13 protein-coding genes and 1 riboswitch are annotated in these 16,193 nt (G+C 58.5%); of the genes, 9 read left to right on the top strand and 4 right to left on the bottom strand.

The annotated features are described in order from the left end of the window. The first annotated feature begins 204 nt into the window (after positions 1 to 204). The gene (gene trpD, locus CRD18_RS05710) at positions 205 to 1,272 is read left to right on the top strand and encodes an anthranilate phosphoribosyltransferase (RefSeq protein WP_049190496.1); all 1,068 of its coding nucleotides are present in this window, start codon (positions 205 to 207) and stop codon (positions 1,270 to 1,272) included. Here trpD and CRD18_RS05705 read toward each other — a convergent pair. Continuing rightward, complete coding sequence (locus CRD18_RS05705; protein WP_187406587.1) at positions 1,269 to 2,858, bottom strand: DEDD exonuclease domain-containing protein; 1,590 nt, start codon at positions 2,856 to 2,858, stop codon at positions 1,269 to 1,271. The two genes, trpD and CRD18_RS05705, sit on opposite strands and share 4 nt — an antisense overlap. Positions 2,859 to 3,271: 413 nt before the next feature. Then, a riboswitch (cyclic di-AMP (ydaO/yuaA leader) is annotated at positions 3,272 to 3,414 on the top strand. A 14-nt stretch (positions 3,415 to 3,428) separates the two neighbouring features. On the opposite strand from CRD18_RS05705, the gene CRD18_RS05700 reads away from it, so the two are divergent. The 7 genes from CRD18_RS05700 to CRD18_RS05670 all read left to right on the top strand — a co-directional run bounded on the left by CRD18_RS05700 (position 3,429) and on the right by CRD18_RS05670 (position 10,646). Continuing rightward, the gene (locus CRD18_RS05700; protein WP_048731217.1) at positions 3,429 to 4,007 is read left to right on the top strand and encodes a C40 family peptidase; all 579 of its coding nucleotides are present in this window, start codon (positions 3,429 to 3,431) and stop codon (positions 4,005 to 4,007) included. A gap of 346 nt (positions 4,008 to 4,353) precedes the next feature. Beyond that, on the top strand, positions 4,354 to 5,424 hold the full coding sequence (locus tag CRD18_RS05695; RefSeq protein ID WP_350309571.1) for an NlpC/P60 family protein: 1,071 nt from the start codon (positions 4,354 to 4,356) through the stop codon (positions 5,422 to 5,424). Between the two features lie 53 nt (positions 5,425 to 5,477). Beyond that, positions 5,478 to 6,632 (top strand): glycosyltransferase family 4 protein, encoded by a 1,155-nt coding sequence (locus tag CRD18_RS05690; protein WP_187406586.1) that lies wholly within the window; start codon positions 5,478 to 5,480, stop codon positions 6,630 to 6,632. A 9-nt stretch (positions 6,633 to 6,641) separates the two neighbouring features. Next, on the top strand, positions 6,642 to 7,655 hold the full coding sequence (locus CRD18_RS05685) for an ROK family glucokinase (RefSeq protein WP_187406585.1): 1,014 nt from the start codon (positions 6,642 to 6,644) through the stop codon (positions 7,653 to 7,655). A 102-nt stretch (positions 7,656 to 7,757) separates the two neighbouring features. Next, positions 7,758 to 8,549 (top strand): 1-acyl-sn-glycerol-3-phosphate acyltransferase, encoded by a 792-nt coding sequence (locus CRD18_RS05680; protein WP_187406584.1) that lies wholly within the window; start codon positions 7,758 to 7,760, stop codon positions 8,547 to 8,549. A 151-nt stretch (positions 8,550 to 8,700) separates the two neighbouring features. Continuing rightward, entirely contained in the window at positions 8,701 to 9,192 is a 492-nt protein-coding gene (locus CRD18_RS05675; protein WP_016423018.1) for a polyadenylate-specific 3'-exoribonuclease AS, read from the top strand. Between the two features lie 68 nt (positions 9,193 to 9,260). Next, positions 9,261 to 10,646 (top strand): class II 3-deoxy-7-phosphoheptulonate synthase, encoded by a 1,386-nt coding sequence (locus CRD18_RS05670; RefSeq protein ID WP_070429538.1) that lies wholly within the window; start codon positions 9,261 to 9,263, stop codon positions 10,644 to 10,646. Positions 10,647 to 10,717: 71 nt separating this feature from the next. On the opposite strand, the gene CRD18_RS05665 is transcribed toward CRD18_RS05670, so the two are convergent. Continuing rightward, positions 10,718 to 13,090, bottom strand: a complete 2,373-nt coding sequence (locus tag CRD18_RS05665; protein ID WP_070429539.1) for a PASTA domain-containing protein — start codon at positions 13,088 to 13,090, stop codon at positions 10,718 to 10,720. A gap of 79 nt (positions 13,091 to 13,169) precedes the next feature. Between CRD18_RS05665 and CRD18_RS05660 the strand changes: the two genes are divergently transcribed. Further along, on the top strand, positions 13,170 to 13,544 hold the full coding sequence (locus CRD18_RS05660; protein ID WP_005510311.1) for an Rv2175c family DNA-binding protein: 375 nt from the start codon (positions 13,170 to 13,172) through the stop codon (positions 13,542 to 13,544). 30 nt (positions 13,545 to 13,574) lie between these two features. On the opposite strand, the gene CRD18_RS05655 is transcribed toward CRD18_RS05660, so the two are convergent. Then, positions 13,575 to 14,555, bottom strand: a complete 981-nt coding sequence (locus CRD18_RS05655; RefSeq protein WP_016423016.1) for a phytoene/squalene synthase family protein — start codon at positions 14,553 to 14,555, stop codon at positions 13,575 to 13,577. 6 nt (positions 14,556 to 14,561) lie between these two features. Next, a complete protein-coding gene (locus tag CRD18_RS05650) occupies positions 14,562 to 16,178 on the bottom strand; it encodes an alpha-(1->6)-mannopyranosyltransferase A (RefSeq protein ID WP_049190488.1) in 1,617 nt (538 codons plus the stop codon). Between the last annotated feature and the right edge of the window lie 15 nt (positions 16,179 to 16,193).

Genomic DNA, 16,193 nt, shown 5'->3' with positions numbered 1-16,193 from the left:
TTCGGTGAACGCAAAAGGTGGACCTGGTGATGCGCTGGATATATGGGGGAGGTATCTTGTCTTATTACGTACAGCACGGTGGGATTTTTTCAACAGCCCTGTGATGTGGTGCGCCTGGTGGGCGGGATAGCCAGCAGAACCTAGGTGCAGTTGTATTAATAAAGTACGAATACAGACTCGACTATCTAGTGGAAGGGAGTGGCGATGAGCGAGATCGGCGATAAGAGGGCGGTCGAAAACTGGCGCCATGTTCTCTCCACGATTGGCGCTGGCCGCGAAGTTTCCGGTGAGGGCATTCGATTCGCCATGGATCAGATCATGTCCGGTGCTTCCGGGGACGTGCAGACCGCAACGTTTGCTTTCGGTCTCCTCGCCAAGGGGATTACGGCTGCCGAGCTCGATGCTGCGGCTGAGGGCATGCTTTCATTTGCCCGCCCAGTTCATGATCCACAGCTCGCCGGTGTTATTGAGCGCGGTGCAGTCGATATCGTCGGCACCGGTGGTGATGGCGCAAATACCGTCAACATCTCCACGATGTCCATGATTGTTATCGCGGCCAGCGGTGTGCCGGTGCTCAAGCACGGTAACCGCGCGGCTTCCTCGAAGTCGGGCGGAGCTGACATGCTGGAGGCCTTTGGCATCGACATTGAGAACGGTCTCGTTACTTCTCCGGAACATCCGGATTTCTACGTGCGCTTCCTCTTTGCCGCTCGCTTTCATCCGGCCATGCGCTTCGCTGGACCGGTGCGTAAGGAGCTAGCGGTTCCGACAGTCTTCAACCTGTTGGGGCCGCTGACGAATCCAGCACGCCCGCAGGCGAGCTTGATTGGCTGTGCCTTCGAAGATCAGATGGAGACGATGGCGGACACCTTCGCCCGCCGTGGTCAGCGCGCGCTGGTGGTTCGCGGAAGCGATGGCCTCGACGAGATTACCGTTACTGGCCCCACCAAGGTCTTTATTGTGGAAAACGGTGGAGTTGCCGAAGATGCCATCGATCCACATGACTATGGCATGGAGTACTCCGAAATTGACGCGCTGCGTGGCGGTGACCCTGCTTACAACGCTGATGTTGCACGTCGCATTTGGGCTGGCGAGCTCGAAGGCCCGATTCGCGATGCAGTCATCCTTAACTCCGCCGCCGCAATCGCCATTTCGCGTGGTCTGAGTGGCCGTCCGCTAAAGGAAGCTATGGCCGACTCCATTGAAGAGGTCAAGGAAACGCTCCAGTCGGGGCTGTGCTTGGACATCCTTACCGCGGCGATGAAGGGTTAAGGTTCGCGTCGCGCTTCACGACGTGCTTGCTGCGCGTCAATTGCCCACTGAAGGTATTTTCCTGCGCCCAGCCTAGGGTAGGAAAACTCGCCTCCGGTGGGCTTTATTCGTACCTCCGGGCGCTGCAGCCATTTCCAGATAATACTGAGTTCATCAATTGATGCTCCTTTATATAAGGAGTCATCTGGAGTGACTGTTTGGGCCGAACTCACCATGAGGTCGATGATGTAGTTCATATCCGCGCCACGTGGTGCGGTGCTGGCGCCGGCCAACCTGCCGTAGCGAATTTCCGCTAGGTGCCAGCCTCCATTGCCATCGGGGAAAGCGGCTTGCAGAGATGGGATGGCGGCAAGCATGCTCAGGCGCTGCTGCTTGTCCAAGCTGATAATGAACTCCGCAGTGCGGTCACGCTGCACTGCCGCGCGTTGGAAGCGGTGTGCTTCGGCAAGTGCTGATATCTCTGCAATCATGTCTGCGATCTCGTTGGAACCGGTGGTGGAGATCTGGGCGGTTGTTATCGCAAAGTCGTCGTTAAGCGCGGAGAACCTGTCGCGGATGGCAGTAGCGGTGTCGCGCGTGCGGAACGGACCTAGGCTGCGGGCGTCGGTGACTGTCCGGCTAATTTTGGCAGGCCGACCGGGGCTAGTGGGGACGATGTACCAGCCGCGGGTTGGTTCGGTGCGTTGTCGGTTGTAGGGCGGACGGAGTGCAGAAATCAGACGAGCCTCGCGGATTTCTGCAGCGAAGCCGTGCGGGCACTCGATGATCTCGACGCGTTCGGCTAGAGAGACCATTTCCGTAATCTTGCGACGAGAATCAGTGCCGTTGAAATACTGCAGAAGTCTACGTCGCAAATCGAGAGCTGTACCTATATATAAGGGGTCGTCATTTCTTGACCGAAAAACATAGACACCAGGGGTGTGCGGAGCTCCATCGGCAAGGTGCCGTTTAGCACGAACCTCTGGAGCGACGGTGGGCGAGTAGTGTACTAGCTCGGACGCTGTTTGTACTTCATCGCCAGCTAGTCTCTCCATGAGGTAGTGAAGGACGTCGACGGTTGCGATTGCGTCGTCAAGCGCCCGGTGGGTGGGGCGATTCGGAGAACCGACGTACCGTGCGAGCTGTGAGAGCTTGAAACTGCCAACTTGTGAGCGGTCGAGGACGCGACGCGCCAACGTGAGGGTGTCTACGACACTGGGGCTCGGCCAATCTAGGCCCAAATCTGTGCAAGCCTGGCGGAGGAATCCAATATCGAACTTGGCATTATGCGCAACCCAGACGCTTCCCCGGGCAAATTCGAGGAACTGAGTAATAACTGTGCCGAGCTGTGGGGCGGTTTCAACATCGGCGGTAGTGATGCCGGTCAGAGATGTGATGTGGTCGGGGATCTCCATACCGGGGTCGATGAAGCTGGAAAAGGTGCCAATTGTCTTACCGCCACGGGTTTTGATGGCCCCAATTTCAATGATGTGGTCGTTTTTGGCCTTCAATCCGGTCGTTTCCAGGTCTACGACGACAAAGGTGGTGTTGAAAAGAGAATCATCGACGGTGCCTTCGAGAGGGAAGTGCTGTTGTCCTGAATCCACGTCAATAATCCTATGCTGAGCGCTCCTAGTGGTGTTAAAACTGTGAAACTTGAGCAAATTGAGCTGTTGCAAGCTGGAGTGTGACATAAAACACGTTTTGAGCCCGCGATAAAAATGTGTCGACTTTAAGGCATTAAGTGTAAAGTTCTCGGCGGACTTCAAAATGCCAGGTAGTGACACGTTTATCAAACTGTTATTATTCCGCTATAGGGGGAGTGTTTAGTTGTAACAGCTTGGTAACGGTTTAGTTCTATCGATGGTAACAACCGGGCCTCGAGCGGTTTTCTGGACAAACGGCTAGACAAAACTTGATGCCATTTCGTAACCTTATCGAGACATTGAAACGGGGCCACTGAGTTGGTGCCGGTCATTGATAAGAAAACACAGAGCCTTATCGAAGGTCCTGAGGGTCTAAGTAGTGAGAGCCTCAGGGGATTCGAGCCGGGGACCCACCTCGAACCATGGGGTGAATCCCAAAGGGAAATCCCGGAGGGTAGGAAGTCTTCCATTCTTCCGAACCCGTCAGCTAACCCGGTCGGCTAAACAGGAAGATTTTGGAGTTTCAAAACAATGGGCAAGCACCACCGCCGTTCTAACTTTGCACGCAACGCAGTCGCATTTGGCGCAACTGTCGCCGGCGTTACCGCTCTCGCAGTTCCGACCGCTAACGCTAACCCGCTGAACGACATCCAGGGCGCACTGAACGGCTTCGATACCCCGCAGGTTGCAGGTATGCAGGATGTTGTTGGCAAGTTCAACGACATCGCAGGTGAGGTTACCTCCGGCAGCGTTGCAAACGTTGCAGCACCGTCCACTGGTTCGGCTATCGTCTCCGCTGCACGTTCCAAGATCGGTTCCCCGTATGTGTGGGGCGCTACCGGTCCGAACTCTTTCGACTGCTCCGGTCTGACCTCCTGGGCATACCAGCAGGTCGGTAAGTCGATCCCGCGTACCTCCCAGGCGCAGGCTTCCCAGGGTACCGCGGTCTCCAGCCCGGCACTGGGTGACATCGTTTCCTTCTACTCTGGCGCTACCCACGTCGGCATCTTCTCCGGCAACGGCAACGTGATTCACGCTCCGCAGTCCGGCGATGTCGTCAAGGAAGCTCCGATGAACTACATGCCGGTTCACAACTTCGTCCGCTTCTAATCTGTTTGAACGGATGACAACCTGCGGGGCCTTGATACCCCGCAGAGCCTTGGCTCTCTTTTTACCGAGGGGGCACTGAGGCGAGCGCCCGGGTGCTGACGCTATGCGCGTCGTAAAGCACTATAGGGGCGCTCGCCTCATTTTTTGTTTTTCTACTGCGGTTACGCAATGCGTGGAGTCGAAGGGCTATCCTGGTTACTCCCTTTGGATACCCCTTTGCGCTGGCGGTTTGTCGGTGTGTTGTTCCGCGGCAAGGCTGCTACAATTTGCTCGAATGCGTCAAGTGGTTTGATGTTTTGTTTTTCGGGGAAGAAATTTGAATACACAACTTGAAAAGGGTTTGGATTTGTCGCGTCACCGTGTCTCTCGTCGTCGCCACAACTCTCGTCGCGGTGTAGTCGGGCTTACGGTCGTGACTGGGCTAACCTTTGGCGCCGTAGGTTTGGCGCCGATTGCCTCTGCACAGGATGAACAGCCAGCCCCGGATCTGGCTACTGCAGACGGCATTATTGCAGAGCTGGAGAAGATTTCTCGGGATACCGAAGCGGTTTCTGAGGAAGTTACCGAGCTGGATTCCCAGGTTCAGGCCAAGGAAGAGGAACTCCGGCACGCCGAGGGGGAGCTGAAGCACTCTGAGGATCAGGTTCTCCGAGCACAGGATGACCTCAAGGCGCTCTCTGGTGAGATTTCTTACTTCGCGAAGAAGCGGATGCGTGGTGAAATCGTCGACCCATTGTCGGCCGCCCTGGGATCTGCCAGTGCTCAGGACGCTATCGACCGTGCCGGTTACATCAACAAGATGTTCCGCGACAACGATGAAGTTGTCAGCCGTGCGGTGCAAGCCCGCAAGGATGCCGAGGATGGTAAGGCCAATGCGCTGCGTCTGCAGGACGATATCCGCAAGCAGCTCGATGACCTGGCCAAGCGCCGCGATGATTTGGACAAGCGCAGCGCCGAATTTGATGAGCGCGCCGAGCATGTCAAGTCCATGGTTGAATCGCTGAGCCCCGAACAGCGGGAAATTTGGATTTCCAAGAACAACCCAATTACCGAAGGGTTGGACAAACTGCTCGGATCTTCCGCCGCAGTTGATGCCGCTCTGTCGAAGCTGGGCTCCCCGTACTCGTGGGGAGCTGCTGGTCCCTCTGAGTTCGATTGCTCGGGTCTGATGTACTGGGCGTACCAGCAGATTGGTAAGTCCATCCCGCGGACCTCGCAGGCGCAGCTCGCCGGTGGTACTCCGGTGAGCCGCGACCAGCTGCAGCCGGGCGACATCATCGGTTACTACCCGGGAATCACGCACGTGGGCATGTACATCGGCAATGGTCAGATTGTCCATGCTTCCGACTACGGTATTCCAGTCCAGGTCGTTTCCATCGACCAGGGGGGCCCGTACCAAGGCGCTGTCCGCTTCTAACTAGCGGCAGGTGACCTCGCGTCCTTTTAGTCAAGGTAGATAAACTCGGCTCCATGTCTGCGCGCGTACTGCTCATTACGAATGACTTCCCGCCTCGCGATGGTGGAATCGAGTCCTACCTGCGTGATTTCTGTGCTCGTTTGGATCCGGAGAACCTCGTAGTCCTCGCGTCCTCGCGAGCTCCGAAGGAAAAGCTCCGCGCCTACGACGAGTCGCTACCGTACCGTGTTTACCGCATGCGTGATTCCGTGCTGCTGCCACTGCCGCACGTAGCTCGTCGCGCCGCTCAGATTATTCGCACCGAACGCATTGACACCGTATGGTTTGGTGCCGCCGCGCCACTTGGTTTGCTTGCCGACGCATGCCGTCGCGCAGGTGCCACCCGCATCGTTGCTACCACTCACGGACATGAAGTGGGCTGGTCGATGCTGCCATTGGCCCGCCAGATGCTGAGGCGCATTGGTAAGAGCTCCGATGTTGTGACCTATATTTCCCGCTACACCCGTGGTCGATTTGCGGCAGCCTTTGGTCCGCAAACAGCATTTGAACGCCTGCCTTCCGGTGTCGATATCGAGCGATTTTCTCCGGACCCCGAGGCGGGACAGAAGATCCGGCAGCACCACGGAATCGGTGAGTCTCAGCCGCTTATCGTCTGTATTTCTCGGCTAGTGCGCCGAAAAGGCCAAGATATGCTGATTCGCAGCATGCCTAAGGTTCTTGAGCAGCACCCGGATGCCAGGTTGCTGATCGTGGGTGTTGGTCCGTTGAACCGAGAATTGAAAAAGCTGGCAGTAAAGCTCGGGGTCTCCGAGCAGGTCATTTTTGCCGGCAAGGTCTCTTATGATGACCTCCCCGCCTATTACAATGCGGCCAGCATTTTTGCCATGCCCGCCCGAACCCGCGGACGTGGCCTCGATGTAGAAGGCCTCGGCATTGTCTACTTGGAAGCACAGGCCTGCGGTGTCCCTGTCATAGCTGGCAAGTCTGGTGGCGCCCCGGAGACAGTTATCGATGGCGAAACTGGCATCGTTGTCGACGGGGCCTCGAAGCGCAGCGTCGCCATCGGGCTGGTTGAGATTTTGGATAATCCGGAGCGCGCGGCGGCGATGGGAGCCTGTGGTCGGGAGCATGTTGTGCAGTCGTGGACCTGGGAGGTCATGGCTGCTCGGGCTCGCCGAATTCTCCGAACCTGCGCAATCCCTTTATAATCAACTGTTATGTCCACCGATATTCCGATTCATCCGAGCTCAGAAGAGTCCGACGCCGCTGATCGCCCGGCTATCGGTTTTGATATTGGTGGAACAAACCTGCGCGCTGCAGTGGTCAGCGCTGATGGGCAGGTGCTGTATCGAGTTCAGACTAGTTCTGACGGCAGTGTGGATGCCATTGAACGTGGCATTGTCCAGACATCCGAGCGCTTGGTTGAACGCTTTCCAGATGTCAGCGCCATCGGTTTAGCTGTAGCTGGTTTTTTGGATTCTGACCGCCAGACGGTTCGTTTTGCCCCGCATCTGCCGTGGCGCGATGCGAACGTCGTCAAGCGTTTATCCTTGCTTCTCCCATGTCCGCTGCAGCTTGAGCACGATGCCAACTCGGCCGCCTGGGGTGAGTATCGCTTTGGTGCGGCTCGCGGTGCGGATAATTGGGTGCTGTTTGCGCTGGGTACGGGAATCGGCGGCGCGATGATGCAGGGGGGTGAGATTTACCGTGGCGCGTACGGCACGGCGCCGGAATTCGGCCACCTCACCGTTGTGCCGGATGGTCGTCCCTGCTCCTGCGGAAAGCGTGGTTGCTTGGAGCGTTACTGCTCGGGTACGGCGTTGGTTACCACCGCTCAGGAACTCTCTGAATCCGGTCGCTACTTCTCGCGGCTTACCGACGGGCTCGTGGCCGGCTCGGTAACTGGTACCGATGTCGTCTCGGCTGCTCGCCAGGGGGATGAATTGGCTCTAGCTGCGATTGATGACTTTGCTACCTGGCTGGGGCGTGGCCTGTCGATGGTGGGCGATGTCTTTGATCCGGAATTGATTGTTATCGGTGGCGGTGTTGCCTCGGCGTCTGATCTATACCTGGACAAGGCCAAGGCCGAGTTTGCCCGCAATCTCACCGGCGCTGGCTATCGTCCGGTAGCGGATGTGCGGGTCGCTGAACTAGGTGCGGATGCTGGGTTGATTGGTGCGGCGGATATTGCGCGCAGCGTTGTGGCTGCCGAGGGTGCGACATCGTCGTAAAGCGTCAATTTGGGGATTGCAGGGGAATTCGCCCGCGAAAAGGTGGGGGAATGGCTGCGGAGATGGATCGTCGGACCAACTGAACCTGTATAGTTTTAAACTGTGAATAATCGCTGGTACAAGTTCTTTAAGTACATCCTCATTGGCCCTTGGCTGCGGATCTATAATCGCCCGTACTACATCGGTGGTGAGAAGATTCCTCAGGAAGGTCCAGCGCTGATGGCGTCGAACCACCTTGCTGTGATGGATCACTTTTTCTTCCCACTGGTCTGCCGTCGTCAGCTGACGTTCCTGGCGAAGGCGGAGTACTTCACCACGCCGGGCTTTGTCGGCGGTATCCAGAAGTTCTTCTTCTCCTCGGTGGGGCAGGTGCCGATTGACCGTACCTCTGGTGATGCAGCTCGCGATGCGCTGAACGCCGGCTTGAAGGTGCTGTCACGCGGTGACCTGCTGGGCATTTCCTTGGAAGGCACCCGTAGTCCCGATGGTCGACTGTACCGCGGTAAAACCGGTGCGGCACGTGTCGCGCTGGAGGCCGGTGTGCCGGTGTTCCCAATGGCGATGATTGATACGGAGAAAGCCAACCCGATTGGTTCGTGGATTCCTCGTCCGGTGAAGGTCGGCACGATTATCGGCGATCCGATTAATCCGTCGGAGTACAAAGCCAAGTACAGCGATGAGTATGAAGCGGCCAGGGCACTGACGGATGACCTGATTAAGGAAATTCAGAAGCTTTCTGGTCAGGAATATGTCGATGCTTACGCGACTGATGTGAAGAAGTCCTTGGAGGCCGGCACCGGCTATCCAGCGGGAACCGAACCGGGTGGAGAGCTCACTACTCCGGCTCCGGGGCCGAAGCCGACCCCTCGTCGCTGGTTCCGACGCGCTCGCTAGAATAATTAGGCGCAGATAGTTTTCGCGACAGTGGGGCTGCACACTTCCTATGGCGATTCGGTGCATGGGTAAGATTTGCTCGGTAGGGCTCCACGGTCTTTTGGTCGCGAGGTAGCCGACGCGAGGCCGAGGCTGGAGAGGATTCCACACCGTGCGTTATTTTTATGACACCGAGTTTATTGAAGACGGCAAGACTATTGATCTTGTCTCCATCGGTGTCGTAGCTGAGGACGGCCGCGAATACTACGCGGTGTCTACCGAGTTCAATGAGAGCAAGGCCGGCCCGTGGGTGCGGGCCAACGTGCTCAATCAGCTGCCCAACCCCTCATCTCCGCTGTGGAAGAACCGGGACACGATCCGCGAGGAACTGCTGGCATTTTTCACCGAACCCGGTACGGGCAGCCCAGAGCTGTGGGCTTGGGTAGGCGCCTACGATCACATTGCGTTGGTGCAGCTTTGGGGTGATATGACCAAGCTGCCGCAGTTCATGCCACGTTATACCCGTGAACTCAAGCAGTACTGGGAGATGGCGGGCAAGCCACGGTTGCCGAAACAGACTGCAGGTAAGCACGACGCGCTGGCAGATGCCCAGCACAATCTGCTGAAGTTTCAAAAGATTGCACAGAAGTTGCCGCTTGATTAAGCAACGGAATTCGAATATTTGGTGACCTGACTAACACCCTTCTGGCAGGGGCACTACAATGAACTTCTGTGAGTTGGACTATTGATCTCCCTGTAGATGACCTGCCCGATCTGCCACCGCTTCCCGGAGACATGGCTGAGCGCTTTGCTGATGTCGTATCCCGCCAAGCCCTACAGCAGCCAAGCTGGGATGCCCGCGCCGCTGCAAACGTGCGTCGCATTCTCGAATCGGTGCCGCCAATTGTGGTCGCGCCTGAGGTTCGCAAGCTTCGTCAGGAGCTTGCCGACGTCGCTAATGGTAAGGCCTTCCTGTTGCAGGGCGGTGATTGTGCGGAGACCTTTGAGTCCAATACTGAGCCGCACATCCGCGCCAATGTGAAGACCTTGCTGCAGATGGCCGTTGTGCTGACCTACGGCGCATCCACTCCGGTCGTGAAGATGGCTCGTATCGCTGGTCAGTACGCCAAGCCGCGCTCGAAGGACATCGACGGCGACGGTTTGCTCAGCTACCGCGGTGACATGGTCAACGGTGTTGAGCCGACCGAAGAAGCTCGAGTTCACGACCCAGCTCGAATGGTGCGTGCCTACGCCAATGCCTCCGCGGCGATGAACCTGGTACGTGCACTGACAGGTTCGGGCACCGCTGACCTGCACCGTCTGCACGAGTGGAACCGTGAGTTCGTCAGCAACTCGCCGGCTGGCGCCCGCTACGAGGACCTGGCACGCGAGATTGATCACGCACTGCAGTTCATGGCTGCCTGTGGTGTTGCGGACTCGAACCTGCAGACCGCGCAGATTTACTGCTCGCATGAGGCGCTGGTTGTTGACTACGAGCGCGCTATGCTGCGCCTTTCTGAAAACGATGGCAGCCAGGAGCTGTTCAACCTCTCCGCGCATCAGCTGTGGATTGGTGAGCGCACCCGTGGCATTGAGGATTTCCACATCAACCTGGCTGCCATGATTGGCAACCCCGTCGGTGTGAAGATTGGCCCGACCACCACGCCGGAGGAGGCTGTCACTTACGCCGACAAGCTCGACCCGTTCTTCCAGCCTGGTCGCCTGACCCTGACTTCGCGTCTGGGCAATGACAAGGTTCGCTCCGTGCTGCCTCCCATCGTTGAGGCTGTGGAAGCTTCTGGTCACAAGGTCATTTGGCAGTGCGACCCGATGCATGGCAACACTTACTCGGCCTCCAATGGGTACAAGACCCGCCACTTCGACCGCATCGTCGACGAGGTTCAGGGCTTCTTCGAGGTGCACCGCTCGATCGGTTCACACCCGGGCGGTATCCACGTGGAGCTGACCGGCGAAGATGTCACTGAGTGCCTCGGTGGCGCGCAGGACATTTCCGATGTCGACCTGCCAGGCCGTTACGCATCCGCCTGTGACCCGCGTTTGAACACTCAGCAGTCGCTGGAGCTGGCCTTCCTGGTTGCCGAGATGCTGCGCAACTAGTTGCAACCAGCTCAGCTAGGTACAACTAGCCCAGCTGGTGCAGCGCCGCGTTCAGTGGAGCGCTGCACTTTTTACAGAGTGCTGACCGAAATGCGGTCGCCCGCCGTGGCCTTGGCGCCCGGTCGGGGTGACTGCAATACGATGCGATCCTCCTCGTTCGCAGAGACGTCGATGTCGAGCTGAAGATGCTGTTTCTCCGCTTCACGACGTGCCTGCGCAACAGTTTTACCCAGCAGCTGCGGAACCTTCACTGCTCTGGACACCGTCAGCGTGACAGTCGCATCATTGGGGTTAACCAAACGACCTGCACTCGGTGAGACTGCGTCGACACGGCCGTAGTCGCGCGAGGAGGAGGACGCGTCCTTTACTTCGCTTACCTCAATGCCCTCGCGCTGCAGAATTTGGCGAGCAGTATCCTCCGACTTGCCCACGACATTGGGCACTTCGATGCCGTTGTTAATGGTCAACGTCACAGAACTACCGCGTTCGAGGCCAGTGCCTTCCTCAGGAGACACGGAAAGAACCTCTTCCGGCTCAGCAGAGGAGGAGAACTCCGCCGATACCTCCCGGACTTCCAGCCCGGCCTTGCTCAACAGCTCACGAGCTTCATCCTCTTGAAGCCCCACGATTTTTGGCACCTTCACCGGTGCTGGCCCCTTGGAGTAATGCACAGTCACAACTGAGCCAACTTCGACGGTCTGTCCTGGAGCAGGAACCGCATATACCAAGCCGCCGGTGGAGACATCATCGGAAAAGACGGGGTCTCCGACCTCTTCTTTCAACGTCCGCTTAGCTAGGGCAGCACTGAACACTTCCTTTGAGTGGTTCGCGGGATATGCGGGCACAGTCGGGCGGCCGAGACTGACCAGTACGCGAACATCATCACCGCGGACAACCCGCGCTCCAGCCAGGGGGTCCGAGCCAATAATCTGGGACACTGCGACATCGTTGTCGTAGCGCTCATCAACCACCGGTTCAAAGCCCGCCTCACTGATTGCGGTCATCGCCTGTGGTTGCGACAGCCCAGTGATAGAGGGCACTTCGCCATAACGGCCAGAGCCCAGCCACCACGCGCCAAGCCCCATGCCCAACGTGGCAACCAGGGCGATAATCAGCCACAATGCACATCCACGGCGCGTCCGCTGTCGGGTAGCTCGACGGCTCTTAGGCGTCTGAGTCTGAGCAGATCGCGGCTGCGGATGCTGTGGGTGCTGTGGCCCCTGAGTGTCCGGCGGCAGCGGATATTCCGGAGCGCCTGGAACGTCGGCTGGTACGAGAGCTCCACCAGACGGCTCCGGGGATTCCCAGCCAGTGGGGTTGTACTCGTCATAGCGATCGAAAGTGCGTGTCCGCCCCGCATCCGGGTCGTCGAAATCATCGAAAACGTTTGGTGGTCCCGGTGGTCGGGAAGAAACGGGGCTACCGGGTGCGTCCGTCGAGAAGCCATAGCCGTCGTGACCGAAGCGCTCGGGTGCCGTCTCTGCGGTGCCGTGTCTGTCATCGAAATGGTCGTTGCCCGGTCGGTGGAAGTCCTCTGTGAGCCCCTCCATGGCGGCAGCGTTGGCGGCTGCTGAATTGACGGGCGATGGCACGCGGAATGGTGGCAGCGCGAGTTTGTCCGCAATGTCTTCGAGTGCGTCACCGAATTCCTCGGCCGTCTCAAACCGATCCTCCGGCCTGCGGGAACAAGCGCGGGCGACCAACTCGTCGAACTCCTCGGGAACGCCGTCGATGAGCTCCGAGGGTGGCGGGACATCTTCGTTCAATCGCTTCATGGCAACGCCGAGCGAAGAATCGGCGATGAATGGCGTGGTGCCGGTAAGCAGCTCAAAGAGCAAAATACCCGCCGCATACACATCGGAGGCAGGGGAGATGGATTCACCCGTGACCTGCTCCGGAGCCAGATAAGCGACGGTGCCGACGATGACCGAGTTAGAGGTCACCTTGGCATCAGCGGCCGCGCGCACTAGACCGAAGTCCGCCAGCTTCACTCGCCCGTCCGAGGCAATCAGCACATTTTCCGGCTTGATATCTCGGTGCACCATGCCGCGGGAATGCGCCACCGATAGGGCGCGCAAAACCGAGCGCATTACGACGGCAGCTGCATGTGGAGGCATCGGACCGCGCTGACGGAGCAGCTCGCGGAGGGTCCCACCGTCGACGAATTCCATAATGAGGAAAACATGCCCCGCCGGGTCCGTGCCCTGGTCGTAGACGTTGACGAGCGACTCGTCATTGAGGTGCGCGACCGCGCGGGCCTCACGTTCGAAGCGGATGCGGAAAGACTCGTCGTCGACAAAACGCGGATCCATGACCTTTGCGGCCACCCTGCGATCGAGCCGCAAATCGGTGGCGCAGTACACGGTGCTCATGCCACCGTGTGCGATGGTGGCTCCGATGCGGTAGCGACCATCGAGAATCTGCCCCTCGACAAGCTGCGACATAAACCAGCCTTCCCTGTTCCAATCAGTTGCTTCTAATAAGTATATGGGGACGTACCTACTGCAAGGCCAACGCGCTAAAGTGACCAGTGTGAGAAAGATTCCAACTTGCCACGATGTCCTGAGCGCCGACGAACCCACTCTTGCGCTGCCCGATGCCGCTGACCTCATTGGCGTCACCGTCACCCGAATTCACGCGTTGCTGCAGGAGGGTCGCCTTATTGCAGTCCACCGCGACGGCATTGCACAAATTCCCGCCCGCTTCTTTGAAGATGATGAGGTCGCGCGTTTTGTACCTGGCGCACTCGCATTGCTTGCCGACGGCGGCTACACGCGAGAAGAAACGCTGGAGTGGCTATTCACCGAAGATGAATCTCTGCCTGGACGTCCGGTGGACGCCCTGCACGGTCACCTTGCACGCGAAGTAATGCGCCGCGCACAGGCTATGGCGTTGTAAAGACCCGGACGGCGTCCTACGCCCGCCGTCCTACGCCCGCGATAGCTCCTGTCGTAATCGCCCGGCCACTGCTGTGAAAAGCAGCGGGAGGGCGATTTTTGCTTTTCGAGCGCGTCCCACTTGAGCGCGTTGCGCAAAGACGTTGTAGTTCATGCGCTCAATTTCGCCGAGAATGTCTGAGTAGAGAATCTCCGCGGCACGGATAGCCTGACGCCCTGGCACCTCTAACATGTCCACGCCGCTGCTGGCTTCGGCATAGAGTGCGCGGTTGCGAGCGATGAAGAAGGCCAATGCCTGACGTACCGCCGGGGTCGTCTGTCCCGTGGCGGCACAGTAGCCGATCTCCTCGGTACCCACTCCGAAGGCCTCCCACTCATTCAGTGGTAGGTAAATACGGCCACGGCGAAAATCCTCGGCGATGTCGCGGAGGAAATTCGTCACCTGAAAGGCTTTTCCCAGGAGCTCTGCGTAGGGAGTGGCTTCCTCGCGGGAGACCCCTGCGCGGGTGCCTAGGATGGGCATCATCTCAAGGCCGATGACTGCTGCGGAGCCCCACATATACGAGTCGAGTTGCTCCCATGTTTCAAAATGCGCAATGTGGCACGATGTGTCGGGCACGTCCATCAACATGGAGTGAACAAAGTCCGCAGAGAGCTGTGGATCGATGTCGTAGTCGCGAAAAGTCTGTGCGGCCGCCGAGATGACGGCACGGTCGCGGTCGCGGTGGACGTCGTCAAGCGAACCGATGACGACAGCTGAGTGGAAAAGCTCGCTTAAACGTGTGACCGTGGCTTCGATGTGCGTGGGGGAGCGGTCGGCGTCGGCGGGGCAGTCGACGTAGTCATCGACGATGCGTGCCCAGGCGTAGAGAGACCACACCGCACGCTGTTGGCGGGGTGCCAATAGTCGCGTGGCCAGGGAATACGTGCGACCGTGGGAGGCCATAATATCGCGGCAGAGCTCGTAGGACTGTGGCAGCGCGATGGTCGAGAGAGGCTGTGGGGTGGGCATGGACAACTATGCGACCTCGGTCGACCGCGACAGGGGCGCCACCGTGGAATCCGTGTCTGCGGCGGTTTTATCGTCACGCCACGGGTACTTCCAGCTGAATTTTCCAGTGGTCAGCCAGCCGACGGCCAGCCAGCCGAGAACGGTAATGATAACCATCCAGGGCACGTCGTAGAAGCGGTGATTGCCGCCGCCGGCGAAGGACAGCGACAGGATGAATGTGAACAACACGGTGCCTTGAACCACCCATCGTGGCGGGCGAATCGTTCCCATGGGAGTCAATAAGCTGGCGTAGTACCAGGGAAGTGCCACGGCATTAAATACGCAGGCCACCACGTAGGCGGCAATCATGCCAGCGACATTGTTACGAGGGGTGGCTCGGAAGTAGAACCAGGAGATCACGAGTCCCACCAGCATGATGATGGAGGAGACCACGCGTGTGTGGCTGACGATGACATTGAAACCGATGTCGTCGTTGAACCACGCCGTGACGCCCGAGATCACACCAGCGACCGCTGACGGTGCTGCCAGGGGGTTAATCACCTTGGTATTGCCACTGATCTCGGAAATCCAGCCCCAGCTCGAGCCGGTCAGCCACGTCACCACTGCAAGCGTGCCGACGCAAACTGCGACCAACACGATGCCCACACCGGCAATCGCCGGAATCTTGCGCAGCATCTCTTGAACCGTGGCGATGGGCTCGCGCCTGGTCAACACAATCCACACGACGAAGGGCAGCGCCAGGACAGCGGTGGCTTTCAGCGCGACGCCAATTCCGATGAGGACAGCAGCGACCAGGCCACCCCGCATGCGCTCCATGTGCAGTGCGGCGACTAGTGCCAGGCTGACCAATCCGACCATCAGTGCCTCGTTGTGCATACCCGCAATCAGATGCAGTAGCACCAGTGGATTGAGCACACCGAGCCACTGTGCGAAAGCCGGATTTGCTCCAAGCTCCCGGGCGATTCGCGGGATCGACCAGACAATGGCGGCGAAGCCCAGCAGACACACAATGCGGTAGAGAATCACGCCGACGGTGATGTTGTCGCCGACAATCCGCGTGATGACCTCGCCAATTCCCAGATGCAGCGGGCCATACGGGGTGGTGGTATTCCGCCAATCTGCGGATACCTCCAGCAGCATCGGCCCTGGATTGGCTGCAGCTCCCTCAGTGTAGGGATCAAACCCATCGCGGACCATCGCGCCCTGCATGAGATACGAATAGACATCGCGAGAGAACAGCGGTGCGGCCAGCGCGAGGGGAATTGCCCAGGCCATCAGGATTGAATTGAACCGACGCAACGTGGACTCATCGCCGCCAGCGTTCGCTGGAACCGCAGCGTCTGCTGCGTCGCCATCATGGGCAGAACCGGCCACAATGTCCCGGATGGTCCCCTTCGAGAACAGCAGTTCCCGCCCGATGCGCAGCCACGAGATAAGCAGCAGGGCGATACCTACCCAAATCACAATCTCACAGAAAATCTGACCGTGACCGTAGGTGATCCAGTCGAGTCCCAGAGCGTGGACAAGGCCGCCACGGTAGCGATTCGCACCGGAACCGTAGGAGCCCAGAGCAATGAGGATGCCACCGTAGACACCCAGCTGAGCACTCCGCGATAAATTCATGTCAACCTAAACAAT

Source organism: Corynebacterium sp. LK31 (assembly GCF_014335015.1).
In the GTDB taxonomy this organism is placed as follows: domain Bacteria; phylum Actinomycetota; class Actinomycetes; order Mycobacteriales; family Mycobacteriaceae; genus Corynebacterium; species Corynebacterium jeikeium_D.
The sequence above is the reverse complement of the archived record's forward strand: the minus strand, read 5'-3'. Positions and strand labels throughout refer to the sequence as shown.